The organism is Enterobacter sp. A8, assembly GCF_004296595.1.
In the GTDB taxonomy this organism is placed as follows: Bacteria; Pseudomonadota; Gammaproteobacteria; order Enterobacterales; family Enterobacteriaceae; genus Enterobacter; species Enterobacter cloacae.
Genome location: NZ_SCMF01000004.1, coordinates 294,254 through 320,750, shown reverse-complemented (window position 1 = coordinate 320,750; position 26,497 = coordinate 294,254). Strand labels below are relative to the sequence as shown.

At 54.6% G+C, this 26,497-nt stretch carries 22 protein-coding genes and 1 pseudogene; 4 read left to right on the top strand and 19 right to left on the bottom strand.

All coding sequences use genetic code 11. The features are described 5' to 3' along the window. Window positions 1-17 precede the first annotated feature (17 nt). The 10 genes and pseudogenes from EQV24_RS17210 to EQV24_RS23860 all read right to left on the bottom strand — a co-directional run bounded on the left by EQV24_RS17210 (window position 18) and on the right by EQV24_RS23860 (window position 12,297). Window positions 18-251 carry a YgdI/YgdR family lipoprotein gene (locus EQV24_RS17210; protein ID WP_130626873.1) on the bottom strand — a complete coding sequence of 78 codons (234 nt, stop codon included), beginning with the start codon at window positions 249-251 and terminating at the stop codon, window positions 18-20. A 139-nt stretch (window positions 252-390) separates the two neighbouring features. Continuing rightward, a complete protein-coding gene (gene carB / locus EQV24_RS17205) occupies window positions 391-3,615 on the bottom strand; it encodes a carbamoyl-phosphate synthase large subunit (protein WP_013095532.1) in 3,225 nt (1,074 codons plus the stop codon). An 18-nt stretch (window positions 3,616-3,633) separates the two neighbouring features. Then, window positions 3,634-4,782 (bottom strand): glutamine-hydrolyzing carbamoyl-phosphate synthase small subunit, encoded by a 1,149-nt coding sequence (carA, locus tag EQV24_RS17200; RefSeq protein WP_023620045.1) that lies wholly within the window; start codon window positions 4,780-4,782, stop codon window positions 3,634-3,636. 454 nt (window positions 4,783-5,236) lie between these two features. Beyond that, window positions 5,237-6,058: a 4-hydroxy-tetrahydrodipicolinate reductase gene (gene dapB, locus EQV24_RS17195; protein ID WP_130626872.1), complete on the bottom strand. Its 822-nt coding sequence runs from the start codon at window positions 6,056-6,058 to the stop codon at window positions 5,237-5,239. Window positions 6,059-6,263: 205 nt separating this feature from the next. Further along, complete coding sequence (gene ispH, locus EQV24_RS17190; protein WP_028015471.1) at window positions 6,264-7,214, bottom strand: 4-hydroxy-3-methylbut-2-enyl diphosphate reductase; 951 nt, start codon at window positions 7,212-7,214, stop codon at window positions 6,264-6,266. A gap of 1 nt (window position 7,215) precedes the next feature. Continuing rightward, entirely contained in the window at window positions 7,216-7,665 is a 450-nt protein-coding gene (fkpB, locus tag EQV24_RS17185) for an FKBP-type peptidyl-prolyl cis-trans isomerase (RefSeq protein WP_013095528.1), read from the bottom strand. Between the two features lie 117 nt (window positions 7,666-7,782). Further along, window positions 7,783-8,283: a signal peptidase II gene (lspA, locus tag EQV24_RS17180; RefSeq protein ID WP_013095527.1), complete on the bottom strand. Its 501-nt coding sequence runs from the start codon at window positions 8,281-8,283 to the stop codon at window positions 7,783-7,785. Beyond that, window positions 8,283-11,099 (bottom strand): isoleucine--tRNA ligase, encoded by a 2,817-nt coding sequence (gene ileS, locus EQV24_RS17175; RefSeq protein WP_029882680.1) that lies wholly within the window; start codon window positions 11,097-11,099, stop codon window positions 8,283-8,285. The genes lspA and ileS overlap by 1 nt, the downstream gene beginning before the upstream one ends. Window positions 11,100-11,144: 45 nt before the next feature. After that, complete coding sequence (gene ribF, locus EQV24_RS17170) at window positions 11,145-12,071, bottom strand: bifunctional riboflavin kinase/FAD synthetase (protein ID WP_129252045.1); 927 nt, start codon at window positions 12,069-12,071, stop codon at window positions 11,145-11,147. A 7-nt stretch (window positions 12,072-12,078) separates the two neighbouring features. Next, window positions 12,079-12,297, bottom strand: a pseudogene (locus EQV24_RS23860) (DUF2575 domain-containing protein). 101 nt (window positions 12,298-12,398) lie between these two features. On the opposite strand from EQV24_RS23860, the gene rpsT reads away from it, so the two are divergent. Then, window positions 12,399-12,662, top strand: coding sequence for a 30S ribosomal protein S20 (rpsT, locus tag EQV24_RS17160; RefSeq protein ID WP_003856458.1), 264 nt, complete (start codon window positions 12,399-12,401; stop codon window positions 12,660-12,662). Between the two features lie 57 nt (window positions 12,663-12,719). Here rpsT and nhaR read toward each other — a convergent pair whose 3' ends face one another. The 4 genes from nhaR to dnaK form a co-directional block, all read right to left on the bottom strand. Beyond that, a complete protein-coding gene (gene nhaR, locus EQV24_RS17155) occupies window positions 12,720-13,619 on the bottom strand; it encodes a transcriptional activator NhaR (RefSeq protein WP_020688469.1) in 900 nt (299 codons plus the stop codon). 56 nt (window positions 13,620-13,675) lie between these two features. Beyond that, window positions 13,676-14,851 carry a Na+/H+ antiporter NhaA gene (gene nhaA / locus EQV24_RS17150; RefSeq protein ID WP_130626871.1) on the bottom strand — a complete coding sequence of 392 codons (1,176 nt, stop codon included), beginning with the start codon at window positions 14,849-14,851 and terminating at the stop codon, window positions 13,676-13,678. A 172-nt stretch (window positions 14,852-15,023) separates the two neighbouring features. After that, window positions 15,024-16,169, bottom strand: coding sequence for a molecular chaperone DnaJ (gene dnaJ, locus EQV24_RS17145; RefSeq protein WP_014830600.1), 1,146 nt, complete (start codon window positions 16,167-16,169; stop codon window positions 15,024-15,026). 87 nt (window positions 16,170-16,256) lie between these two features. After that, a complete protein-coding gene (dnaK, locus tag EQV24_RS17140; protein ID WP_013095521.1) occupies window positions 16,257-18,170 on the bottom strand; it encodes a molecular chaperone DnaK in 1,914 nt (637 codons plus the stop codon). Between the two features lie 296 nt (window positions 18,171-18,466). Here dnaK and satP point away from each other — a divergent pair, with 296 nt between their 5' ends. Further along, window positions 18,467-19,033: an acetate uptake transporter gene (gene satP, locus EQV24_RS17135; protein WP_013095518.1), complete on the top strand. Its 567-nt coding sequence runs from the start codon at window positions 18,467-18,469 to the stop codon at window positions 19,031-19,033. Here satP and EQV24_RS17130 read toward each other — a convergent pair. From EQV24_RS17130 to tal, 3 genes are all read right to left on the bottom strand, one after another. Next, window positions 19,010-20,332 carry an MFS transporter gene (locus EQV24_RS17130; protein WP_020688467.1) on the bottom strand — a complete coding sequence of 441 codons (1,323 nt, stop codon included), beginning with the start codon at window positions 20,330-20,332 and terminating at the stop codon, window positions 19,010-19,012. The genes satP and EQV24_RS17130 overlap by 24 nt on opposite strands. Window positions 20,333-20,454: 122 nt before the next feature. Next, window positions 20,455-21,042, bottom strand: a complete 588-nt coding sequence (gene mog / locus EQV24_RS17125) for a molybdopterin adenylyltransferase (protein ID WP_130626870.1) — start codon at window positions 21,040-21,042, stop codon at window positions 20,455-20,457. A gap of 110 nt (window positions 21,043-21,152) precedes the next feature. Then, window positions 21,153-22,106, bottom strand: coding sequence for a transaldolase (gene tal, locus EQV24_RS17120; protein ID WP_013095515.1), 954 nt, complete (start codon window positions 22,104-22,106; stop codon window positions 21,153-21,155). Between the two features lie 262 nt (window positions 22,107-22,368). On the opposite strand from tal, the gene EQV24_RS17115 reads away from it, so the two are divergent. Further along, complete coding sequence (locus EQV24_RS17115; RefSeq protein WP_023621215.1) at window positions 22,369-23,799, top strand: sodium:alanine symporter family protein; 1,431 nt, start codon at window positions 22,369-22,371, stop codon at window positions 23,797-23,799. A gap of 66 nt (window positions 23,800-23,865) precedes the next feature. After that, a complete protein-coding gene (yaaA, locus tag EQV24_RS17110) occupies window positions 23,866-24,639 on the top strand; it encodes a peroxide stress protein YaaA (protein WP_013095513.1) in 774 nt (257 codons plus the stop codon). Window positions 24,640-24,671: 32 nt separating this feature from the next. Here yaaA and EQV24_RS17105 read toward each other — a convergent pair whose 3' ends face one another. After that, a complete protein-coding gene (locus tag EQV24_RS17105) occupies window positions 24,672-24,965 on the bottom strand; it encodes a DUF2502 domain-containing protein (protein ID WP_038981154.1) in 294 nt (97 codons plus the stop codon). Window positions 24,966-25,208: 243 nt separating this feature from the next. Further along, window positions 25,209-26,495, bottom strand: coding sequence for a threonine synthase (thrC, locus tag EQV24_RS17100; protein WP_013095511.1), 1,287 nt, complete (start codon window positions 26,493-26,495; stop codon window positions 25,209-25,211). Window positions 26,496-26,497: the final 2 nt, after the last annotated feature.

The following is a 26,497-nucleotide window of genomic DNA, read 5'->3' as shown; positions in this document are numbered from 1 at the left end:
GGATGCCACTGCTTTTTTTAATTATCCAGTTCACCCATGGATTTAACCTGGTCACGGTTAATCTGCTCGGTTTGACCAGTTTCCGCGTTTTTATACGACACCAGACCGGTATCGTCATCCACCTGCGGTTTGCCGTCCGTAATGATGGTGCGGCCATCGGTGGTTTTTACCGCCTGATTAGATGAACACCCCGCTACGGTGAACATTGCAGTGGCAGCCAGAAAGGAAGCGATCAGTAGTTTATTTTGCATGGTGTTTTCCCCTGCTCTTAGTTGAATTTCATTATCGACCTAACCATTTTAGGCTAACTGACTGAATGCGGATGGAAAACCAGAAGGTTCTGAAGAGGGGAAGAATGCCCGGTAACCGAACGGTACCGGGCAATTTGTCTTACTTGTTAATCTGGGCGTGCATTTCCTGGACCGAAATCACCTTCTCGGTGGCATCCGCGTTCAGCGCCATGGCTGTTGCGAAACCGCCGTTCAGGGTGGTGTCGTAATGCACTTTGTACTGCAGCGCGCTGCGGCGAATCAGCTTGGAGTCTTCAATCGCCTGGCGGCCCGCAGTGGTGTTGATGATGTAGGTGTATTCGCCATTCTTGATGCGATCCTGAATGTGCGGACGACCTTCATGCACTTTGTTCACCAGACGCGGGTTGATTCCCGCTTCACCCAGCACAATCGCCGTACCGTGGGTTGCATCCAGCTCGAAGCCCTGTTTCAGCAGCTTGGCAGCCAGGTCAACCACGCGCTCTTTATCGCCTTCGCGAACAGAGAGCAGCGCACGGCCAGATTTCTTCATGGTGGAGTTGCTGCCCAGTTGCGCTTTAGCAAACGCTTCTGCAAAGGTGCGGCCCACGCCCATCACTTCCCCGGTAGAGCGCATCTCTGGCCCTAACAGCGGGTCAACGCCCGGGAATTTGTTGAACGGCAGCACCACCTCTTTCACCGAGTAGTACGGCGGGATAATCTCTTTTGTGACGCCCTGCTGTGCCAGCGTCTGGCCGGCCATCACGCGCGCCGCCACTTTTGCCAGCGGAATACCGGTCGCTTTAGAGACGAACGGTACGGTACGTGCCGCACGCGGGTTCACTTCAATCAGGTAGACTTCGTTGTCTTTCACGGCGAACTGGACGTTCATCAGACCGCGAACCTGCAGTTCGAAGGCCAGTTTCTGCACCTGCTGACGCATCACGTCCTGAATTTCCTGGCTCAGGGTGTACGCTGGCAGAGAACAGGCGGAGTCGCCTGAGTGCACGCCCGCCTGCTCGATGTGCTCCATGATGCCGCCAATCAGCACCATTTCACCGTCGCAGATAGCATCCACATCCACTTCAACCGCATCGTCGAGGAAGCGATCCAGCAGCACCGGTGCATCGTTGGACACGCTAACTGCCGTCTGGAAGTAACGACGCAGGTCAGCTTCGTCGTAGACGATTTCCATCGCGCGGCCGCCCAGCACGTAAGAAGGACGCACCACCAGCGGGTAGCCAATCTCTTTCGCCTTCTCAACCGCTTGTTCAATCGCAGTCACGGTGGCGTTTGCCGGCTGTTTCAGCTTCAGACGGTCAACCGCCTGCTGGAAACGCTCGCGGTCTTCTGCACGGTCAATGGCATCCGGGCTGGTACCGATAACCGGCACACCTGCGGCTTCCAGCGCGCGCGCCAGTTTCAGCGGCGTCTGGCCGCCGTACTGCACGATCACGCCTTTTGGCTTCTCGATGCGCACGATTTCCAGCACGTCTTCCAGTGTTACCGGTTCAAAGTAGAGACGGTCAGAGGTGTCATAGTCGGTAGAGACCGTTTCCGGGTTACAGTTGACCATGATGGTCTCGTAACCGTCTTCGCGCAGCGCCAGAGAGGCGTGTACGCAGCAGTAGTCAAACTCGATGCCCTGGCCGATACGGTTTGGGCCACCGCCCAGTACCATGATTTTGTCGCGGTCAACGGACGGATTCGCTTCACACTCGTCTTCATACGTGGAGTACATGTAAGCCGTATCGGTCGCGAACTCTGCCGCACAGGTATCAACACGCTTGTAGACCGGGTGCAGGTCATACTGGTCGCGCAGCTTGCGGATTTCCGCTTCACGCACGCCGGCCAGTTTTGCCAGACGCGCGTCGGCAAAGCCTTTGCGCTTCAGCATGCGCAGGAAGTCAGCGTCCAGGCCATTGATGCCCAGCTCCGCCACTTTCTCTTCCAGACGCACCAGCTCTTCAATTTGCACCAGGAACCAGCGGTCGATGTTGGTCAGGTTGAACACGCCGTCCACGGACAAGCCTGCGCGGAAGGCGTCGGCGATATACCAGATACGCTCTGCGCCCGCGTCTTTCAGCTCGCGGCGGATTTTGGTCAGTGCTTCCGGGTCGTCCAGGCTCACTTTCGGATCGAAGCCGGTCGCGCCCACTTCGAGGCCGCGCAGCGCTTTCTGCAGGGATTCCTGCTGCGTGCGGCCAATCGCCATCACTTCACCCACAGATTTCATCTGGGTGGTCAGACGGTCGTTCGCGCCAGCGAATTTCTCGAAGTTGAAGCGTGGAATTTTGGTCACAACGTAGTCGATAGACGGTTCGAAGGACGCAGGCGTGCGGCCCCCGGTGATGTCGTTCATCAGCTCGTCAAGGGTGTAACCGACCGCCAGTTTCGCCGCCACCTTCGCAATCGGGAAGCCGGTCGCTTTAGAGGCCAGCGCGGAGGAGCGGGACACGCGCGGGTTCATTTCGATAACAATCAGACGGCCGGTTTTCGGGTTCACCGAGAACTGCACGTTAGAACCACCGGTTTCGACGCCGATTTCACGCAGTACCGCCATCGAGGCGTTACGCATGATTTGGTACTCTTTGTCGGTCAGCGTTTGCGCTGGCGCAACGGTAATGGAGTCGCCGGTGTGGATACCCATCGCATCGAAGTTTTCGATGGAGCAGACGATGATGCAGTTGTCGTTTTTATCACGCACCACTTCCATCTCGTACTCTTTCCAGCCAATCAGCGATTCATCAATCAGCAGCTCTTTGGTTGGGGAGAGATCCAGGCCGCGCTCGCAAATCTCTTCAAACTCTTCGCGGTTGTAGGCGATACCGCCGCCGGTGCCGCCCATGGTGAAGGAAGGACGGATAATGCACGGATAACCCACTTCAGCCGCAACGGCCAGCGCCTCTTCCATGTTGTGAGCGATACCGGAACGCGCGGTGTCGAGGCCGATTTTTTTCATCGCCACGTCGAAGCGACGACGGTCTTCTGCTTTATCAATCGCGTCGGCGGTCGCACCAATCATGGTCACGCCGAACTCTTCCAGCACGCCCTGACGCTCCAGCTCCAGCGCGCAGTTCAGTGCAGTCTGGCCACCCATGGTCGGCAGAACCGCATCCGGACGCTCTTTCTCGATGATTTTACGTACCACTTCCCAGTGAATTGGCTCGATGTAGGTTGCATCCGCCATTTCCGGGTCGGTCATGATAGTCGCCGGGTTAGAGTTCACCAGGATAACGCGGTAACCCTCTTCGCGCAGGGCTTTACACGCCTGTGCACCGGAGTAGTCAAATTCACAGGCCTGACCGATAACAATCGGGCCAGCGCCAAGGATCAGGATGCTTTTTATGTCTGTACGTTTTGGCATGGTCTTCTCGGCTCCTGATTATTTAGCGGTCTTACGGTATTGCTCGATAAGTTCGATGAAGTGATCGAACAGCGGTGCGGCATCGTGCGGCCCCGGGCTGGCTTCCGGGTGTCCCTGGAAGCTGAACGCTGGCTTATCGGTACGATGGATCCCCTGCAGGGTACCATCGAACAGGGATTTGTGCGTCACGCGCAGATTAGCCGGCATTGACGCTTCGTCTACTGCGAAGCCGTGGTTCTGTGCCGTAATCATCACCGTGTTGTTGTCGATGTCTTTCACCGGGTGGTTACCACCGTGGTGACCGAACTTCATCTTAATGGTGTTCGCCCCGCTCGCCAGCGCCAGCAGCTGGTGGCCGAGGCAGATGCCGAATACCGGAATATCGGTTTCGAGGAAGGACTTGATAGCATCGATAGCGTAATCGCACGGTGCCGGGTCGCCAGGTCCGTTAGAGAGGAAGATGCCATCCGGGTTCATCTTCAGTACGTCTTCGGCAGAGGTTTTCGCCGGCACCACCGTCAGACGGCAGCCGCGATCAACCAGCATGCGCAGGATATTGCGCTTGGCGCCGAAATCGTAGGCGACCACGTGGAACGGCAGCTCGCTCTCTTTTTTCGCTTCCGGCAGGTCATCTGAAAGCGTCCAGCTACCTTGCGTCCAGCTGTATGCTTCAGTGGTCGTCACTTCTTTCGCCAGGTCCATGCCATTCAGGCCCGGGAAGGCTTTCGCTTTTTCCAGCGCCAGCGCAGCATCGAGGTTGTCCCCTGCGATGATGCAGCCGTTCTGTGCACCCTTCTCGCGCAGCAGACGCGTTAACTTACGGGTGTCGATATCGGCAATCGCCACAATGTTATGGCGCTTCAGATAGGAAGAGAGGTCTTCGGTATTGCGGAAGTTGCTGGCAATCAGCGGCAGGTCGCGAATGACCAGGCCTTGCGCATGTACCTGAGAAGATTCTTCGTCAGCAGCATTGGTGCCGACATTGCCGATATGAGGATAAGTAAGAGTAACGATTTGGCGAGAATAGGAAGGATCAGTGAGGATTTCTTGATAACCGGTCATTGAAGTATTGAAAACGACTTCCCCAACCGCCGAACCCGTTGCCCCTATGGCCCGACCGATAAACTGGGTTCCGTCTTCCAGAACCAATAGCGCTGACTTAATCAAAACACCCTCCAGAGAATATTCACTCACTTTATTTGCATATTAATTCACAACCATGTCATAAATCAATGCAAATGTGTTGCCAGCGGATTTTTGGCAAACGGCGGCATTCTGGAGATTTGCCAGGTAAAAGTCAACTCAAAACGGATATTTTAATTATCCTTTTGCAAGCCTGGCGGCCTGAAAAGATGTTAAGCGGCAAAAAGATCAGGTAAATCACGACAGAAAACGCTTGCGTGGCAAGTTTATTGGAATTTCTGGTGCGCAGATAATAAAAAGTGGACCAAACGGTCAAAATTTACATATCAGCAACACAAAACGAATGGATAACATCTACTTTTAGTGGAAAAAGGGGGAAATTAATATGGAATGGATAAAATAAAAGGGCAATAAATTATTGCCCTATGCAATCAAAAAGTTACGACTGCAATAACCACATCACGATGGGTAATATCCCTTACAAATTGTTGAGATCGAGCACATCACGCATATCAAAAAGACCATTTTCTTTGCCTTTCAGCCACAAAGCGGAGCGAACGGCACCATTCGCAAATGTCATGCGGCTGGATGCTTTATGCGTGATCTCTACACGTTCTCCAATATCGGCGAACATCGCAGTATGTTCCCCGACGATGTCACCCGCACGCACGGTTGCGAAACCAATCGTTCCCGGGACGCGTTCGCCCGTATGGCCTTCGCGGGTATATACCGCGCAGTCTTTTAAATCTTTATCCAGTGCATGCGCAATCGCTTCGCCCATTGCCAGCGCCGTGCCGGAGGGAGCATCGACTTTGTAACGGTGGTGAGCTTCGACAATCTCAATGTCGGTATAATCGCCCATCACTTTTGCGGCCTTCTCCAGCAGCTTAAGCATAACGTTGACGCCCACGCTAAAGTTAGCAGCGAAGACAATAGCAATCTCATGTGACGCATCCTGAATGGCTTGTTTACCGGCTTCATCAAACCCGGTGGTGCCAATCACCATGCCTTTGCCGTGCTGACGGCAAAATGCCAGATGGGTCAGTGTGCCTTCTGGCCGGGTAAAATCGATAAACACATCAAAATCATCTTTCACCGCATCAAGGCTGCTTTGAACGGTAACGCCCGTCTTGCCCGCGCCTGCCAGTTCACCGGCATCGGCCCCAACAAGCGAAGAACCTTCACGCTCCAGTGCTGCGCCCAGCGCTACGCCATCCATCTGAAGTGCCGCCTGAATGAGCTGGCGACCCATACGTCCACCCGCGCCCGCAATGGCGACACGGATCTGTGCATCATGCATAGTTATTCTCTTACGTTAAAATGATGTAAACCGTTTTCAGATTAACCAGCCTTTGTCAGGCCTGCCAACTGAAAACACCGATAATTAGAATTTAACGTGAAACGGACTCAAATATCAGTAAAAGACATGATTTTGTCGTCACGATAAAGTAGCAGATAAAAAAAAGGCCAGCACAGGAGGTGCTGGCCTTTCCTCAGAAGAAGGATTATTCCACTTCGCGTGCATCAATACGCAGCTCTTTCGGGACTTCGAAGACGATGTTTTCTTCGCGGCCTTCCAGCGGAACGGCTTCGCCACCACCCAGTTCCTGCAGACGGGCGATCACGTTCTGCACCAGGATATCCGGCGCGGAAGCCCCTGCGGTGACACCGACACAGGCCGCGTTTTTCACCCACGCTTCCTGAATGTCCGTCGCGTCGTCAATCAGAAACGCCGCCTTGCCCATGCGCTGCGCCAGTTCGGCCAGACGGTTGGAGTTAGAGGAGTTTTTCGAGCCGACCACCAGCACCACGTCCGCCTGTTCAGCCAGCGCTCGCACCGCTTCCTGGCGGTTAGTGGTTGCGTAGCAGATATCATCTTTACGCGGCCCAACGATTTTCGGGAAACGCTGGCGCAATGCGTCAATCACATCCGACGTATCATCAACTGAAAGCGTGGTCTGCGTCATGAACGACAGACGAGCTTCGTTTTTCACGTTCAGCGTCAGAACATCTTCCGGCGACTCCACCAGATACATCCCCCCTTCCGGGTTGCTGTACTGGCCCATGGTGCCTTCGACTTCCGGATGACCCGCATGACCAATCAGGATCGACTCTTCACCGCGACGGCTGGCGCGCGCCACTTCCATATGCACTTTGGTTACCAACGGACAGGTGGCGTCGAACACCGTCAAATCACGGCTTTTCGCTTCGTTACGTACCGCCTGGGAGACACCGTGTGCGGAGAAAATCAGGATCGCGCCGTCTGGCACTTCGCTGATCTGCTCAATGAAGATTGCACCGCGTTCACGCAGGCTGTCGACCACGTAACGGTTATGTACAACTTCGTGACGCACGTAAATCGGCGCGCCGTAAATCTCCAGCGCGTTTTCAACAATGCTGATAGCGCGGTCTACACCGGCGCAGAAGCCGCGCGGGTTAGCCAACAGGATCTGCATTTCAGGCCTCCAGTACCGGATCGATCTCCAGCACTTCAATATCAAAATGGACGGTGCGCCCGGCAAGCGGATGGTTGAAATCTACGGTGATGGAGTCGCCGTTGATTTCGCGGATCACGCCAGGCATTTCGCTGCCATCCATAGCGGTAAAGAGCATAATCGCCCCGATTTCCGGTTCGCCCGCATCCATAAACTCACGACGAGAGAAGTACTGGATAAGATCCGGGCTTGGCACGCCAAACGCCGCATCCGGCTCCAGCGAAAACGCCTTCTTCTCCCCCTCTTTCAGACCCAGAAGCTGCTGCTCCAGACCTTCAGATAACGACGTATCGCCAAGACGAAACAGGGCTGGTTTGCCGTTATTGCGGGTGGATTCGGCCGTTGAGCCGTCATCCAGTTTCAGCGTGAAGTGAACGAGAACCGCGCTATTGCTTTGTACGGATTTAGACATGCAAATTGCTCGCTTGTTTTGGGTCACCTGTTGCCCGGTGGCGCTGCGCTTACCGGGCCTACGGGAGGCCACAAATTCTGTAGGCCGGGTAAGCGCAGCGCCACCCGGCATTTACAATTAAGCCTGCTCTTTCGCGGCGGGTTTCGGCAAGAAACCTTCCAGCACGATTAACGCCGCACCGATACAAATTGCGCTATCGGCGAGGTTAAAGGTCGCAAAGTGCCAGTCGCCGACGTAGAAGTCGATCATATCGACCACAAAGCCATGCCACAGGCGATCGAACAGGTTACCTAACGCGCCGCCAATGATCAGCGCATAGGCGATGTTATTCAGCTTTTGCGTCGCTTTCGAACGGTACATCAGCACCGCCAGCACCACACAGATACCGATAGCAATACCCGCAAAGAACCAGCGCTGCCAGCCACCGCTGTCAGCAAGGAAGCTAAACGCTGCGCCATAGTTACGCGCATAGTGCAGATTAAGCGACGGGAACAGCGGAACCGTATCCCCCAGAGCAAAGTTCTGGAGGATCAGGAACTTGCTGCCCAGATCAATAATCAGCACCACCACAACCAGCCACAGCCAGCGCAGTCCTGTTGAACAGAGAGTTTTACTCATCAGGCAAACTTACGTTTTTCGCCGTCACCGGCGACGTTGCTTACACAGCGTCCGCAGATGTCTGCGTGTTCCGCCACCTGGCCGACATCGGTGGTGTAGTGCCAGCAGCGCGGGCACTTCTCACCTTCGGCTTTGCTCAGTGCGACTTTCAGTCCTTTAAGCAGTTCGCTCTGCTGAGCATCAGCAGAAGCGTCGGCATAATCCGCAACTTTCGCACCAGAGGTCAACAGGACAAATCGTAATTCATCGCCCAGCGCCGTCAGTTTGGCCGCCAGCTCAGGTTCTGCGTACAGGGTCACTGCCGCTTCCAGAGAACCACCGACTTTCTTGTCAGCACGCGCCTGTTCGATTACCTTGTTCACTTCGCCACGCACTTTCAGCAGCTCGTCCCAGAAGGCATCGTTCATCGCTTCGGTACTGGAGAGATCGAACAGACCTTCGTACCACTCGCCGGTAAAGACATACTTCTCACGCTCACCTGGCAGGTAGCCCCAGATTTCATCCGCGGTGAAGGACATAATTGGCGCCATCCAGCGCACCAGTGCTTCTGCGATGTGATACAGCGCAGTCTGGCAGCTACGACGCGCCACGCTGTCCGCTTTCGCGGTGTACTGGCGATCTTTGATGATGTCGAGGTAGAACGAGCCCATCTCGATGGAGCAGAAGCGCATCAGGCGCTGCACCACTTCATGGAAATCGTAAGACTCATATGCCTTAACGATATCTTCCTGCGCCGCTTTCGCACAGCCTACCGCCCAGCGATCCAGCACCACCATCTCTTCCGGTTTCACCATGTCTTTTGCCGGATCGAAACCATTCAGGTTCGCCAGCAGGAAGCGCGCGGTGTTACGGATACGACGATAGCTGTCAGCAGCACGTTTCAGGATCTCATCTGATACCGCCATTTCGCCGGTATAGTCGGTAGATGCCACCCACAGACGCAGAATGTCTGCGCCCAGTTTGTTCATCACGTCCTGCGGAGAAACGGTATTACCGATAGATTTGGACATCTTACGGCCCTGACCATCAACGGTGAAACCGTGGGTCAGTACCTGACGGTAAGGAGCTTTACCTTTCATGGCGGTGGAGATCATCAGGGATGACATGAACCAGCCACGGTGTTGGTCAGAACCTTCCAGATACATATCAGCCGCGTGACCGGCAAACTCAGGGCGCACGTCAACCACGGAGGCGTGAGTAGACCCGGAGTCGAACCACACGTCCAGGGTATCTGGCACTTTTTCGTAGTTGTCCGCGTCAGCGCCCAGGATATCGCGGGCATCGAGATCCCACCACGCCTGAATGCCATCAACTTCAACACGCTTCGCCACTTCTTCCATCAGTTCCAGCGTGTTCGGGTGCAGTTCGTGCGTCTCTTTATGCACGAACAGCGACATCGGCACGCCCCAGGTACGCTGACGGGAGATACACCAGTCAGGACGGTTAGCCACCATGGATTCAATACGTGCCTGGCCCCAGTCCGGGATCCACTGCACGCCTTTGATCTCTTTCAGAGACTGCTCGCGCAGGCCTTTCTGATCCATGCTGACGAACCACTGTGGGGTCGCACGGAAGATGATCGGCGTCTTGTGACGCCAGCAGCACGGGTAGCTGTGCTGCATTTTCTCAACGTGCAACAGCGCGCCGCGCTCACGCAGCATCTCCACGATGATGTCGTTCGCTTTGAAGACGTTGATACCGTCCAGCGATGGATACGTACCAGGCAGGTATGATCCGTCCGGCCCTACCGGGTTCGCGATTTCCAGACCATATTTCAGGCTGATGTTGTAGTCGTCAGGACCGTGACCACCGGCGGTATGTACTGCACCGGTACCGGCTTCCAGCGTCACGTGGTCGCCCAGGATTGCCGGAACGTCGAAGTCCAGGAACGGGTGTTTGAAACGCATCAGCTCCAGCGCGTCGCCCTTCACGGTGCCCAGCACGGTGTAGTCGGTGATGTTCGCGCGTTTCAGCACGCTTTCCACCAGATCTTTCGCCAGGATCAGCGCCTGACCGTCAATCTGAACCAGTGCATATTCGAACTCACCGGAGAGGGAGATTGCACGGTTAGCAGGCAGCGTCCATGGGGTGGTGGTCCAGATAACCAGCGAGATCGGGCCGCTTACGCCCGGCAGACCGAATTTACCTTTGATCGCATCCTGATCGACCGCTTCGAAGGCCACGTCGATTGAAGGCGAGGTTTTGTCGTAATACTCAACTTCTGCTTCTGCCAGCGCAGAACGGCAGTCCACGCACCAGTGCACCGGCTTCGCGCCTTTGTGCAGGTGGCCATTGCCGATGATTTTACCCAGCGCACGGATGATGTTGGCTTCGGTTTTGAAGTCCATGGTCAGGTACGGATGCGACCAGTCGCCCAGCACGCCCAGACGAATAAAGTCTGCACGCTGGCCGTCAACCTGAGTGGCCGCGTATTCACGGCATTTCGCACGGAATTCCGCCGCGGTGAATTTCTCACCCGGCTTACCAAATTCCTGCTCAACTTTCAGTTCAATCGGCAGACCGTGGCAGTCCCAACCCGGAACGTAAGGCGAGTCATATCCCGCGAGTCCTTTGGACTTCACGATAATGTCTTTCAGAATCTTGTTTACAGAGTGACCAATATGAATGCTGCCATTCGCATATGGAGGGCCATCATGCAGAATGAAGGTTTTTTTGCCTTTCTTGGCTGCACGGATGATGCCGTACAGGTCATCATCGGTCCAACGCGCCAGCATTCCCGGTTCGCGCTTGGCGAGATCGCCGCGCATCGGGAACCCTGTTTCCGGCAAATTCAGGGTTGATTTATAGTCACTCATCAGATTCTCGGTTCCGTATTTATCACGTAGGCATTTAAGCCGGGTTCAAAGCCCAAAAAACTCGCGGGCCGTTAATTCATCTCGCGCGATTTGCGCTTTTAGTTCATCCAGCGAGGCAAATCGCTGCTCATTGCGTATTTTTTTACGCAGTATGACATCTATATGGCGACCGTAGAGGTCCATTACAACGTCCAGCAGATGCACTTCTAGCTGCTGCCGCACACCGGCGACCGTAGGACGTGTGCCAATATTGGCGACACCGTAAAAAGGTTTCTCGCCCAGTCCAGCCACTTCCACCGCATATACCCCTTTAACCGGGGAGACCTGACGACGCAGCGGTATATTCGCCGTCGGGAAACCTATCGTACGGCCCAGCGCATCGCCATGAACCACACGACCAGAAATGGTAAACGGATGCCCCAGCAAATTCTCTGCGGTTTCCAGTTCATCATTGGCCAGCGCCTGGCGAACCGCCGTACTGCTGACGCGCACGCCACCTTCGCAAAAGGTCATCGCGCTGGTGACGTCAAAACCATATTCCAGGCCAGCCTTCTGTAATAGCAAGAAATCGCCCTGACGACCAGCGCCAAAGCGGAAATCATCACCCACGGCGAGAAACTGCACGCCAAGGCGCTTGACCAACAGGTCGCCGACGAAATTTTGTGCTGTCAGCGCGGCAAAACGACGATCAAAACGGACACACAATACGTAGTCCACACCGGACTGTGCCAGATAGCGCAACTTCTCGCGCAGGCGAGTAAGTCGGGCAGGCGATTTATCGCCCGCGAACAGTTCCAGCGGCTGCGGCTCGAAAATCATCACTACCACGGGCAGGCCACGTGCCTCCCCTTCTTTACGCAATCCCTGCAACAGCGCCTGATGCCCACGATGCACGCCGTCGAAATTACCAATGGTCAGCACGCACCCGTGGGGGGCTTTGCTGAGATTATGTATGCCGCGTATCAGCTTCATGTCTGGCTCAAAACAGTGAAAATCGCCAAAGTATACCTTGTACAGCGATTAAGGTTAACCGACGATTGTCTGCACAAAACAGAAAGCCGTAATGATTTCATCATGCTGACCTTTCACAGCAAAAAAATCTGTCCGGGAACTGCGATTTTTATGCCGAAAAGCTGTATTCACGAAAGACAAGCTGGTAGAATCCTGCGCCATCACTACGTAACGTAGCGTCGCTAATTAACGGCGCTTATTTGCACAAATCCATTGACAAAAGAAGGCAAAGAGGGCATATTCCTCGGCCTTTGAATTGTCCACATAGATCATATTTGGGAGTTGGACTTGGCTAATATCAAATCAGCTAAGAAACGTGCCGTTCAGTCTGAAAAGGCTCGTAAGCACAACGCAAGCCGTCGCTCTATGATGCGTACTTTCATCAAGAAAGTATACGCAGCAATCGAAGCTGGCGACAAAGCTGCAGCGCAGAACGCATTTAACGAAATGCAACCAATCGTGGATCGTCAGGCTGCTAAAGGTCTGATCCACAAAAACAAAGCAGCGCGTCATAAAGCAAACCTGACCGCGCAGATCAACAAACTGGCTTAATCGCCGCTTGTTGTTGCTTGTTTAAAGAACCCGCTTAACGCGGGTTTTTTTATACCTTCAGTTTGCTGGCGGGGTAAACAGCGCCGAGTAGTCGCGGTTACAGATACGCTGCACCGCCGGGTGTTGAATCATCCTTTCGGCGAAGATGGCGTGGTACTCCTCCATGACGTTATCGACTCTGCCAATCTCGGTAATCTTGTTATCTGAATAGAGATCGTGCATGTACAGCGTCGGCGCAACAAAGATTGCGTTGTGCGCCTCACCAAACGCTTTCATCAGTGCTGCATCATCGAACTCACCCAGGATCTCCACGTTCAGCCCCTGAGAGTTAAACCAGTTCTGCAGCTTACGCCCCAGCATGGAGCGCCTTCCCGGCACCAGCAAGCGGCGTTCTTCCAGACAGGCAGGGAACGGTTTTTCCGGAGGCGGGTTGATGCACCAGAAGCTTACCCCGCATTCACCAATCTTGACCGAAAACAGCCCCTCCTGCTGCGTGGAGTCGATGGGGCAATCCGAGATAATCATATCCAGCTTATGCTGGCTCAACTGCTCCAGCAGCATTTCGTGTGTGGATTCAAAACAGCGCAAATGGATCTGCTCGTCTTCAACCACCGCCGCATCCAGCACGCCGCTCACCAGCCGTTTCGAGAGGGCATCCGCCACGCCCACGTCAAACAGCAAATTAGACTCTTTGCGGTAGTTGACGATATCCAGCATCTCCTGGCTCAGGGTAAACATCTTGTCCGCATAGCGAAAAACCAGTTCACCCAACTCGCTTGGCTCTATCCCACGTCCTTTACGCTTGAACAGCTTGCCTTGCAGGCGTTCTTCCAGAGCTTTGATTTGCCCGGTGATAGTTTGTGGCGTCAGAAAAAGAGCTTCTGCCGCCCCGACCACCGAGCCTTGTTTGTAAACATGCCAGAAGTAATAAAGATGGTTGTAATTCAAATGAGACATCGCGTCTTCTCTCCCTGAGTGTATCGGGAGAAGAATGACCTCCTCCCGGTTTTCCGTTATGCCTGGACGGCCTGCCCGGACAACTTCACCTTCAATAAGGTATAACCAATAACTGCGGCCAGTAATGAACCGATAAGAATGGCGAGTTTTGCCCAGATAATCAGCTCAGGCGCGTTTGCACCAAATGCCAGCGTCGAGATAAAGATCGACATGGTAAATCCGATACCGCACAGCACGCCGACCGCCATAATCTGACCAAATGTTGTGCCGTTCGGCAACGATGCCAGCTTAAGCTTCAGCGCCAGCCAGCAGAACAGGCTGATCCCCAGCGGTTTACCAAAAAACAGCCCGGCAATAATACCCAGCGGCAGCACGGAAGTGAGCCCCTCAAGCGTAACCCCTCCCAGGGAAACACCCGCGTTGGCAAACGCAAACAGCGGCAGGATCATAAAGGCGACCCACGGGTGCAGCACATGCTCCAGTTGTTTGGCCGGAGATTTACCCTCCTGCGGCTTAAGCGGCACAAAGAAGCCGACGATCACCCCGGCCAGCGTGGCATGGACACCCGATTTCAGCACCGCCGTCCACAGCACCATCCCCACAAGGATGTAAATTCCAATGCGACGGACATTGAAAATGTTCAACAGCGCCAGGACTGCAATCGCCCCTGCTGCCACGCTCAGCGACAGAATCGACAGATCGCTGGTGTAGAACAGCGCGATAATGACGATAGCCCCCAGGTCATCAATGATCGCCAGCGCCATCAGGAAGATTTTCAGTGCAACCGGAACCCGGCTCCCGAGCAACGCTAAAACGCCAAGCGCAAACGCGATATCCGTTGCCGCCGGGATCGCCCACCCGTCACGCGCGACAGGATCCTGCCAGGCAAACGCGAGGAAGAGCAGCGCCGGAACGACCATCCCGCCAATGGCGGCGATCACCGGAAATGCTGCGCGCTGGCGGCTGGCTAACGAGCCCATCACCAGCTCACGTTTCACCTCAAGCCCCACCAGCAGGAAGAACACCGCCATCAGCGCATCGTTGATCCACAGCAGCATGTTCTTGTTAATTTCCAGCGCGCCGACCTTAAGCTCGACGGGCGTTTCCAGAAATGCGTGATAGAGATCGCGCGTCATGCCCATGTTGGCGAGCAGCATCGCGGCCGCAGCAGCAATAATCAGGATCACGCCGCCGGATGCTTCACTGCTAAAGAAACGGTGTAGTAATTTCACGTTAATTCTCTCTTTTACAACAATACCTCGATAAAACCATAATATCAGCGCAAACAAATCGGTAAAAAAAGATTAATATTGAATATATACTCAGTTTAACCGAGCTTTTAACAAGAAATAAAAAACCCGGAATCGCTTCCGGGTTTTTAAAGGATAGTTACCAGCTAACGATTTAGCGGGTCAAATCATCGAAGAATTTTTTGACGCCATCGAAGAAGCTTTTGGAGCGTGGGCTGTTTTTCTCACCCGTCGGGCCGCCAAAGCTTTCCTGCAGCTCTTTTAACAGCTGTTTCTGCTTGTCGTTCAGGCCAACCGGGGTTTCAACCACCACGCGGCACAGCAGGTCGCCCTGCGCACCACCGCGAACGGATTTCACGCCTTTACCGCGCATGCGGAACAGCTTACCGGTCTGCGTTTCGCCTGGGATTTTCAGGTTCACGCGCCCATCCAGTGTAGGCACTTCAATTTCGCCACCGAGCGCTGCCATAGCAAAGTTGATCGGGACTTCACAGTAGAGGTTGTTGCCTTCACGCTCAAAGATAGCGTGCTGTTTCACCTGCACCTGAACGTACAGATCGCCTGCTGGTGCGCCGTGCTCACCTGCTTCGCCTTCACCTGCCAGACGGATGCGGTCACCCGTATCTACGCCAGCCGGGATTTTAACGGACAGGGTTTTGGTTTTCTCAACGCGACCGTGGCCGTGGCATTTGGTGCATGGATCTTTAATCAGCGTCCCACGACCATGACAGTGCGGACACGCCTGCTGGACGGCGAAGAAGCCCTGACGCATCTGCACCTGACCGGAACCGTGACAGGTTGGACAGGTTTGTGGCTGCGTACCCGCTTTCGCACCGCTGCCATGGCAAACGTCACACTCTTCCAGCGTCGGGATACGGATCTCTTTGGTGACACCGCGAACGGCCTCTTCCAGCGTCAGCTCCATGTTGTAGCGCAGATCCGCACCACGCGCTGCGCGTTGACGACCGCGGCCACCACCGAAGATATCGCCGAAAACGTCGCCAAAGATATCGCTGAAATCAGCGCCGCCGCCAAAGCCGCCGCCACCGAATCCACCGCCACCCATGCCGCCCTGTTCAAAGGCTGCGTGACCGTACTGGTCATAGGCCGCACGTTTTTGTGCATCGGTCAGGACTTCGTAGGCTTCTTTGATCTCTTTAAATTTAGCTTCAGCCTCTTTGTCACCCTGGTTGCGATCCGGGTGGAATTTCATGGCCAGGCGCTTATACGCCTTTTTGATTTCACGCTCTTCCGCAGTTTTCGGAACGCCTAAAATCTCGTAATAGTCTTGCTTTGCCATTGGTTTTTTTAAGCCCCTTAACATGCGAGCACGGGCGTGGAGAGTTCTCCTACGCCCGTGCCGATTAATTACCCTGCATCAGGGCGATTATTTTTTGTCTTTAACTTCTTCGAACTCAGCGTCGACAACGTCGTCGTCTTTCGCGTTGTTCGCTGAAGCGTCAGCGCCTGCCTGCTGCTGGGCATGCTGCTGCTGAGCGATTTCCATCAGCTTCTGAGAAGCCTGTGCCAGCTCCTGCATCTTCGCTTCGATATCCGCTTTGTCTTCGCCTTTCAGAGACGTTTCCAGCGCGCTCAGTGCAGCTTCGATAGCAGTTTTGTCTTCCGCTGGCAGTTTATCGCCTGCTTCTTCAACCTGCTTACGGGTGCTGTGCAGCAGATGGTCACCCTGGTTACGGGTCTGAACCAGTTCTTCGAACTTACGGTCAGATTCCGCGTTGGCTTCCGCTTCACGAACCATTTTCTGGATCTCTTCCTCGTTCAGACCGGAAGAGGCCTTAATGGTGATTTTCTGCTCTTTACCGCTGTTTTTGTCTTTCGCGGAAACGTGCAGAATACCGTCAGCATCGATATCGAAGGTCACTTCGATCTGCGGCATGCCGCGTGGTGCCGGGTTAATACCATCCAGGTTGAACTGACCCAGAGATTTGTTATCAGACGCACGCTTACGCTCACCCTGCAGCACATGGATGGTTACCGCAGACTGGTTATCTTCGGCGGTAGAGAACACCTGGCTGTGCTTGGTTGGGATGGTGGTGTTTTTGCTGATCAGCGCCGTCATTACGCCACCCATGGTCTCGATACCCAGAGACAGTGGGGTAACGTCCAGCAGCAGAACGTCTTTAACATCACCGGTCAACACGCCGCCCTGAACCGCAGCACCAATTGCCACTGCTTCATCCGGGTTAACGTCTTTACGTGGTTCTTTACCAAAGAATTCAGCCACTTTCTTCTGAACCATTGGCATACGGGTCTGGCCACCAACGAGGATAACGTCGTTGATATCAGACACGGACAGGCCAGCATCCTGCAGTGCAACTTTCAGTGGCTCGATAGAACGGTTCACCAGGTCTTCTACCAGGCTTTCCAGTTTTGCACGGGTCACTTTGATGTTCATGTGCTTAGGACCGGTCGCGTCTGCAGTAATGTACGGCAGGTTCACGTCGGTCTGCTGAGCGGAAGAGAGTTCGATCTTCGCTTTCTCAGCGGCTTCTTTCAGGCGCTGCATAGCCAGCGGGTCGTTACGCAGGTCAATGCCCTGATCTTTCTTAAATTCGTCAACGAGATAGTTGATCAGACGGGTATCGAAGTCTTCACCACCCAGGTGCGTATCACCGTTGGTTGCCAGAACTTCGAAGGTTTTTTCGCCGTCTACTTCGTCAATTTCGATAATAGAGATATCGAAGGTACCACCACCCAGGTCGTAAACCGCGATAGTACGGTTGCCAACTTCTTTATCCAGACCGTAAGCCAGAGCAGCAGCGGTTGGTTCGTTGATGATACGTTTTACTTCCAGACCTGCGATACGGCCAGCATCTTTGGTTGCCTGACGCTGAGCATCGTTGAAGTACGCAGGAACGGTGATAACTGCTTCAGTTACCGGCTCACCCAGGTAATCTTCTGCGGTTTTCTTCATTTTTTTCAGCACTTCAGCAGAGATCTGAGGTGGTGCTGTTTTGGTGCCTTTCACATCAAGCCATGCATCGCCGTTATCTGCTGCGATGATTTTGTAAGGCATGATAGAAACGTCACGCTGAACTTCTTCGTCCTGGAAGCGGCGGCCAATCAGGCGTTTAATCGCAAACAGGGTGTTTTGCGGGTTCGTCACTGCCTGACGTTTAGCCGGCTGACCAACCAGAGTTTCACCATCCTGGGTATAGGCAATGATAGAAGGCGTGGTGCGATCGCCCTCGGCGTTCTCCAGCACACGTGCAGTAGTGCCATCCATAATCGCTACACAAGAGTTGGTAGTACCCAGGTCGATACCAATAATTTTACCCATCTAAACGTCTCCACTAAAAATTCAGTCAACATGTGGTTGTGTACCTGTAATAAGGGCAGAACGTGCTTTTTCAACTGCCCAGATTTGATTTTTTTCAGGTCCACACACTGCGGTTGCTTACAAGATGGGGTCGCAACGTCATCCATCAAGGGGGGAAGGATAAAAAAAATTTTAATTTCACCCTGACGAGATCATAGACGGCATCGTTTGCGCCCATTATGATGCCGCGCCCCTTCAGGGAGTACTGTCGCGGGTTTAACCATTTCACCATATTAATGATGATTTTTTGAGGACTTATGGGCAACACTAAGTTGGCTAATCCGGCTCCGCTGGGCCTGATGGGTTTTGGCATGACCACCATTCTGCTGAACCTGCACAACATCGGGATGTTCCCGATGGACGGCATTATCCTGGCGATGGGCATTTTTTACGGCGGTATCGCGCAAATCTTCGCGGGCCTGCTGGAATATAAGAAAGGCAATACCTTCGGCTTAACCGCCTTTACCTCTTACGGTTCCTTCTGGCTGACCCTGGTCGCCATTCTGCTGATGCCTAAAATGGGCCTGGCAGAGGCGGCAAACGCCCATTTCCTGGGCGTTTACCTGGGCCTGTGGGGTGTCTTCACCCTGTTCATGTTCTTTGGCACCCTCAAGGGTAACCGCGCACTGCAGTTTGTCTTCCTGAGCCTGACCGTGCTGTTCGCCCTGCTGGCGATTGGTCATCTGGTGGACAACGAAGGCATCGTTCACGTTGCAGGCTGGATTGGTCTGGTTTGCGGCGCAAGCGCTATCTACCTGGCAATGGGTGAAGTGCTGAACGAGCAGTTTGACCGCACCATTTTACCGATTGGTGAAAAACACTGATCCCTCTGTCGTGTCCGCCTCGCGGGCACGACATTCTCCCATCTGGCGAAGCCAAATCCCCAACACCAGCCCCATCAGCGACAACGCCAGCACATACCAGGCAGGTGCCAGCGGTGACACGCCCATCAATACCGTAACCGCAATCGGCGTCAGTCCACCGAAGATGGCATATGAAACATTGTATGAGAATGAGATCCCGGTGAAGCGGACTTCTGGCGGGAAGGCCCGAACCATCACATAAGGCACCGCCCCCACCACGCCAACGCACAGCCCTACCACGCCGTATAAAAGGAACAGCTGTTCAGGATGACTCCCGGCCAGATGGTAAAACGCCCAGCTTGAGCCCGCCAGTAACAGGCTGCCAACGATAAAGGTTACGCTGGCACCGAAACGATCCGCAGCCAGCCCGGCGGCCAGGCAGCCGAAGCAGAGCATAACCGTGGCGATACTGTTCGCCTGTAAGGTCACCGCCGGGGCAAAGCCGTACTGCTTTTGCAGCCAGACCGGCGACATCAAAATCACCACCACAATGCCTGCCGAGAGCAACCAGGTAAGCAGCATCGACACCACCACCGCTTTTTTATGACGCACCACGACGGCTTTAACGGGCAACTCTTGTGCCAGCGCTTTGCGCTGCTGCATTTCGAGGAAAATCGGTGTTTCCTGGAGCCAACGGCGCAGGTACATCGCCACCAGGCCAAACGCCCCGCCCAGCAGGAACGGCAGACGCCAGCCCCAGTCGTGTACGGCCTGTTGCGTCATGCTGGTATTCACAATTGTCGCGACCACGGAACCGAGCAAAATCCCCACCGTTAGCCCCGCGGTTAAGGTTCCGCAGGCGATACCAATGCGGCGCGCCGGAACATGCTCCGCGACAAACACCCACGCCCCCGGCACTTCACCGCCGATGGCCGCCCCCTGAAGAATACGCATCAGCAGCAACAATAACGGGGCGAGAATGCCCATCGAGGCGTAGGTTGGCAGCAGACCAATGGCCAACGTCGGCACGGCCATCAGCAGGATACTGAGGGTAAACATCTTTTTGCGCCCGACAAGATCGCCAAAGTGCGCCATCACAATCCCCCCAAGAGGACGCGCCAGATACCCAGCAGCAAAAATACCGAAGGTTTGCACCTGACGCAGCCATTCCGGGATATCCGCCGGGAAGAACAACTCCCCCACCACAGCGGCAAAGAAAACAAAGATGATGAAATCGTAAAACTCCAGCGCGCCGCCCAGGGCCGCGAGCGTAAGAGTTTTGTAGTCCTGTCGATTCAGAGGTCGGGTGTTATGTGACATAGCGAACCATTTAGCGTGTGTTGTGGAATTATTATTACAGCTATCGTAAAGAAAAAATTACTATACCGTAAAACTTTTAGCACACCACAGCAGCTTCAGCTAATGTCACATAATGATTATTTTCAGGAGATTGTTTCGCGGTGTGCGCTTTTAGGACGAAATGCTGCTACTACTTTGTCATCGGTTTCGACATACGGCCCGTCCAGCAGCTGTATACAATACGGTACACTTGCAAAGATCCCATGGACGATCACGCTGCCGTCATCCGCTTTTAACCCTTCCAGCGTCTCTTTGATCGACTTAGGCTGGCCCGGCAGATTCAGGATCAGCGCCTGCTTGCGAATCACCCCCACCTGACGGGAGAGGATCGCCGTTGGAACAAAGTACAGGCTAATCTGGCGCATCTGTTCACCGAAGCCCGGCATTTCACGGTCAGCTATAGCAAGCGTAGCATCTGGTGTCACATCACGACGTGCAGGACCGGTTCCGCCGGTGGTCAGCACCAGGTGGCAGCTCATCTCATCCACCAGCTCACACAACGTCTGCTCGATGATCGGCTGTTCGTCCGGGATCAGGCGGGTCTGGATTTCAAACGGGGTGGTCAGCGCGCTACCCAGCCACTCTTCAAGAGCAGGGATGCCTTTATCCTGATAAACACCGCTTGAGGCGCGGTCAGAAATCGACACTAAGCCGATGCGTAAGGTATTCATATCCATTCCATTCAAAAAGTACTGATTAAAGGGAATGATACACGCAGAGGGGAATTTCAGACAGAGTACGAAAGAAGTCGCGTGACCGGGAGCCCGGTCACGCAGAATGATTACAGCAGATCGCCGATCATTTTTTCCAGTTTTTCCTGGTCAATAGCAAACTTACGGATACCGTCAGCCAGTTTGTCTACCGCCATTGGATCCTGGTTGTGCTGCCACAGGAACTCGGATTCAGTGATACGCTCTGGACGCGCTTTCACTTCACCGGTGTAAGACAGTTTACGCTCAATGGTACCTTCGCTCTCAGCCAGCTCTTTCAGCAGCGCTGGTGCGATGGTCAGGCGGTCACAGCCAGCCAGTTCGATGATTTCGCCGACGTTACGGAAGCTTGCGCCCATAACAACGGTCTCATAACCGTGCTGTTTGTAGTATTCGTAGATTTCAGTCACGGAAATCACGCCTGGATCTTCAGACGCGGCGTACTCTTTCTTGTCGGTATTGGCTTTGTACCAGTCCAGAATACGACCCACGAACGGAGAAATCAGGTATACGCCCGCTTCCGCACATGCACGCGCCTGCGCGAAGGAGAACAGCAGCGTCAGGTTACAGTTGATACCGTCTTTTTCCAGCTGTTCAGCAGCGCGGATACCCTGCCAGGTAGAAGCCAGTTTGATCAGGATACGGTCATTGCTGATACCCGCATCGTTATACATTTTGATCAGACGTTTGGCTTTCGCGATAGACGCTTCGGTGTCGTAGGAGAGACGCGCATCCACTTCGGTAGAGATGCGGCCAGGAACCAGTTTAAGGATCTCCAGACCGATGTTCACTGCCAGTTTATCAGTGGCATCCACAACCTGCTGCGCGCGGTCGTTGCTCTGTGCTTTCGCCCAGGTCACAGCGTCGTCAATCAGTTTGCGATACTCAGGGATCTGCGCGGCGTTAAGGATCAGAGAAGGGTTAGTTGTGGCATCCTGCGGCTGGTACAGCTTCATTGCCGCGATATCTCCGGTGTCAGCTACGACAGTGGTGAACTGACGAAGGGAGGTCAATTTATCCGTCATGATAGTGTTTCTCTTTTAACGTGCCCTGGATAATTCACGCTACCGACAGCATGCCTGCAGCGGAAAAATGACAGGTTTACTTGTTAGGGGGATGTAACCGGTCTGCCCTGATGATAACACGACAGAGGGGTAGCGCAACCGCAGACAGTGCGCTTAGGCAATGTATGATAAACTCGGAATATTAAGAGGTAGCTACGTAACAGTACGCCCAATATGTGGTAGCGCTTACATCCTTATCCTGGCATCAACATGAGGGACGTTAATGCCTGATTTCTTTTTCTTTATTAACGAAGTGCTCTGGGGTTCGATAATGATATACCTGCTTCTGGCAGCAGGTATATGGTTTACGTTACGCAGCGGTTTTATCCAGTTTCGTTATATCCGCAAATTTGGCAGAAGTCTGAAAAACAGCGTCACGCCACAACCCGGTGGATTAACCTCGTTCCAGGCGCTGTGCACCAGCCTTGCGGCACGGCTTGGCAGCGGTAACCTGGCGGGGGTCGCGCTGGCTATCAGCGCCGGTGGGCCGGGGGCGGTTTTCTGGATGTGGGTGACGGCAATTATCGGCATGGCAACTTCCTTTGCCGAATGCTCTCTCGCCCAGCTCTACAAAGAAAAAGATCATCATGGCCAGTTTCGCGGTGGCCCTGCCTGGTACATGGCGCGCGGCTTAGGGATGCGCTGGATGGGCGTGCTGTTCTCGCTTTTCTTACTCGTCGCTTATGGCCTGATTTTCAACACCGTCCAGGCAAATTCTGTCGCCCATGCCCTGCGCTATGCCTTCGCCTGTCCGGAATGGCTCACCGGCGCGGGGTTAGCCCTCTGCATACTGCTGACCATCTCTACCGGTCTTAAGGGTACAGCCCGCCTGATGCAGTGGCTGGTTCCCATTATGGCCTTGCTCTGGGTTGCGGCCAGCCTGCTGGTCGCTGCGTTGCATATCGACCAGGTGCCGGATGTGATTGCGACCATTTTCAGCAGCGCCTTTGGCTGGCGTGAAGCGGCTTCGGGTGCGCTGGGCTATACCTTTAGCCAGGCGCTGATGGCGGGTTTTCAACGCGGTATGTTCTCTAACGAAGCCGGAATGGGGTCTACCCCCAATGCCGCGGCGGCGGCCGCTTCCTGGCCCCCTCACCCGGCCGCGCAAGGCATTGTGCAAATGATTGGCGTCTTCACGGACACGATTATTATCTGCTCCTCCAGCGCCATGATCTTGCTGCTGGCAGGCCCGATCTCTCACTCATCGGAAGCCGGCGGGATACAGCTTCTTCAGCAGGCGCTGGTGAACCTTACCGGTGGCTGGGGAGCGGGATTTGTTTCGCTCATTCTGCTGTTGTTCGCCTTCAGCTCGATGGTCGTCAATTACCTTTACGCCGAGAACAACCTCATTTTCCTGAAGCTCAACTCTCGCCCCATGCTCAACCTGTTGCGCCTGGGCATGTTGCTGATGGTCATCGTGGGTTCTCTGCTCAGCATGCCGGTGGTCTGGCAACTGGCGGACGTGATTATGGCGCTGATGGCGATCACCAACCTGACGGCGATTTTGCTGCTCTCGCCCGTAGTCACCCTCATCGCCCGGGACTACCTTCGCCAGCGCAAGCTGGGGGTTCCGCCGGTGTTTGACGCCTCGCGCTATCCCGAAATCAAGTCGCAGATTGCGCCCGGCACGTGGGATGATTTGCCGCGGCAATAACAGCTATCGATCAATTCAGGGCGATTTTTTGCTAAAGTCGCCTTAAATTTCCTGCAAGGACTGGATATGCTGATTCTGATTTCACCTGCAAAAACGCTCGACTACCAGAGCCCGCTCGCGACCGAGCGTTATACCCAGCCTGAACTGCTGGACTACTCGCAACAGCTGATTCACGAGGCGCGTAAGCTCTCCGCGCCGCAAATCGCCTCGCTGATGAGCATCAGTGATAAGCTCGCCGATCTCAACGCGACCCGCTTCCATGAGTGGCATCCTGACTTTACTCCTGCGAATGCGCGCCAGGCGCTTCTGGCCTTCAAGGGCGATGTCTATACCGGCCTGCAGGCAGAAGAGTTCAGCGAAGCCGATTTCGATTTTGCCCAGCAGCATCTGCGTATGCTTTCAGGCCTGTACGGCGTGCTGCGCCCGCTGGATCTGATGCAGCCCTATCGTCTGGAGATGGGCATCCGCCTGGAAAACGCCAAAGGCAAAGATCTGTACCATTTCTGGGGCGACATTATCACCGATAAGCTGAACGCAGCCCTGCACGCGCAGGGGGATAACGTGGTGATTAACCTCGCCTCCGATGAATACTTCAAATCGGTGAAGCCGAAGAAGCTCGATGCGGAAATTATTAAACCGGTCTTCCTTGATGAGAAAAACGGCAAGTTTAAGGTCATCAGCTTCTATGCCAAAAAAGCGCGTGGCCTGATGAGCCGCTACATCATTCAAAACCGCCTGACGAAGCCAGAGCAGCTCACCGGATTCAACAGCGAGGGGTATTTCTTTGACGAGGAAGCGTCAGGGAAAGGGGAACTGGTATTTAAGCGTCACGAACAGTAAAAAAACAACCCCGCCTGCTGGCGGGGTTTGTATTAGTGATGCTTCCAGTCCGGGCCTGGTCGGTGATCGTCGTGGCGGTGGTCATGACGATCGTCATGATCGCGATGCTCATCATGTGGACGCCAGTGGTTATCGCGCCACTCATAATGCGCCTTCCACCAGTCATGGTCGCGCCAGCGGCCGCCGTCCCAGTAATGGCCGTTATTATCCCGATCGCCAATCTGCAGTTTGACCGCCGGAACCAGGGTGATTTCGGATGCCTGTACCGCCATGGGAGCGACCAGCATCAGTGAAAGCGCAATCAGCGCAGGTTTCAGTTTAGACATCGGTGACTCCTTATGATTCTTACCCAACGTGGGCCGATGTAAGGAGATTACGTGAGGGGAACCGGGGATGTTATTCTCTGCAATCCTAAACGCTAAGTGACCGCATTTATTGGGAATTTCTGCTTTTTCCCTGCTATTTTTCTCCTTATTTTCTTCACAAAAAAGCCGGGTGATGCTTCGCTTACCCGGCCTACGATTGAGATTGTTGCAGGCCCGGTAAGCGCAGCGCCACCGGGCAAAAAATCACGCTCGAGTCATCATCAGCTTACGCAGCGCGGCAAAATCCGCCGGCAGCTCATGAGAGAGCAGCGGCAGGTCAGCGCGATCCGCCAGCTCTTTCGGCAGCGGCAGCGTTTCACCCAGAATCTCTTCCACGCTCTCTTTGAATTTTGCCGGATGCGCCGTCCCCAGGAACAGGCCATACTCGCCAGGATTAAGCTGGTCGCGCAGCGCACGGTAAGCAATCGCCGCATGCGGTTCAGAGGTATACCCCACCGCTTTCAGCTCACGCATAGTGCTTTTGGTGGTTTCATCGGTGACCGCCGCATAGCCCAGATCGCCCAGACGCCACACTTTACGGCGGAACAGCTCTTCCACGCGCGGCCAGTTGTTTGGCTGTGACACGTCCATCGCGTTAGAGAGCGTCGCCTGGGTCGCGTTCGGCGCCCATTTACCGTCTTTCAGGAAGCGTGGCACGGTGTCGTTGGCGTTAGTCGCCGCAATAAAGCGTTTCACCGGCAGCCCGAGTGATTTCGCCAGCAGGCCCGCGGTCAGGTCGCCAAAGTTTCCGCTCGGTACCGAAACCACCAGCTGATTACGCGCCTCTTGCGGCAGTTGGGCAACCGCTTCGAAGTAGTAGCAAATCTGCGCCAGCAGGCGGCTGATGTTAATGGAGTTAGCAGAGTTGAGCCCCAGCGCGGCTTTCAGCTCTTCATCGTCGAAGGCCTGTTTCACCAGCGCCTGACAGGCATCGAAGTCGCCATCTACCGCCACGGTTTCAATGTTGCCGCCGAGGGTGCAGAACAGTTTTTCCTGGAGCGGGCTGATCTTGCCTTTCGGATAGAGGATCACCACGCGGACGTTCTTCAGACCGTAAAAAGCATGCGCCACGGCGGCACCGGTATCCCCGGAGGTGGCGGTCAGAATGGTGACCGGCTTGTCGCCGCTGATGTGGGTAAGCATCTGCGCCATAAAGCGGCCGCCGAAGTCTTTAAACGCCAGGGTTGGGCCGTGGAACAGCTCCAGACAGCCCACATCCGGCTCAACCTGCTGAACCGGTGCCGGGAAGGCGAACGCCGCACGTACGCGCTCTTCCAGCAACTCCTGCGGGATTTCGTCGCCGATAAACGCAGACAAAATTTTTGTGCTGCGAGTGACAAAGTCCTGCTTCAACAGCTCATCAATGTCGGTCAGCTGGAATTCAGGGAGATCGTGAGGGAAGAACAGCCCCTGATTTTTGCCCAGTCCCTGAGTCACCGCCTGCGCGAAGCTGACCTGCTCGTTATGATCTTTCAGATTGTAGAGTTTCATTC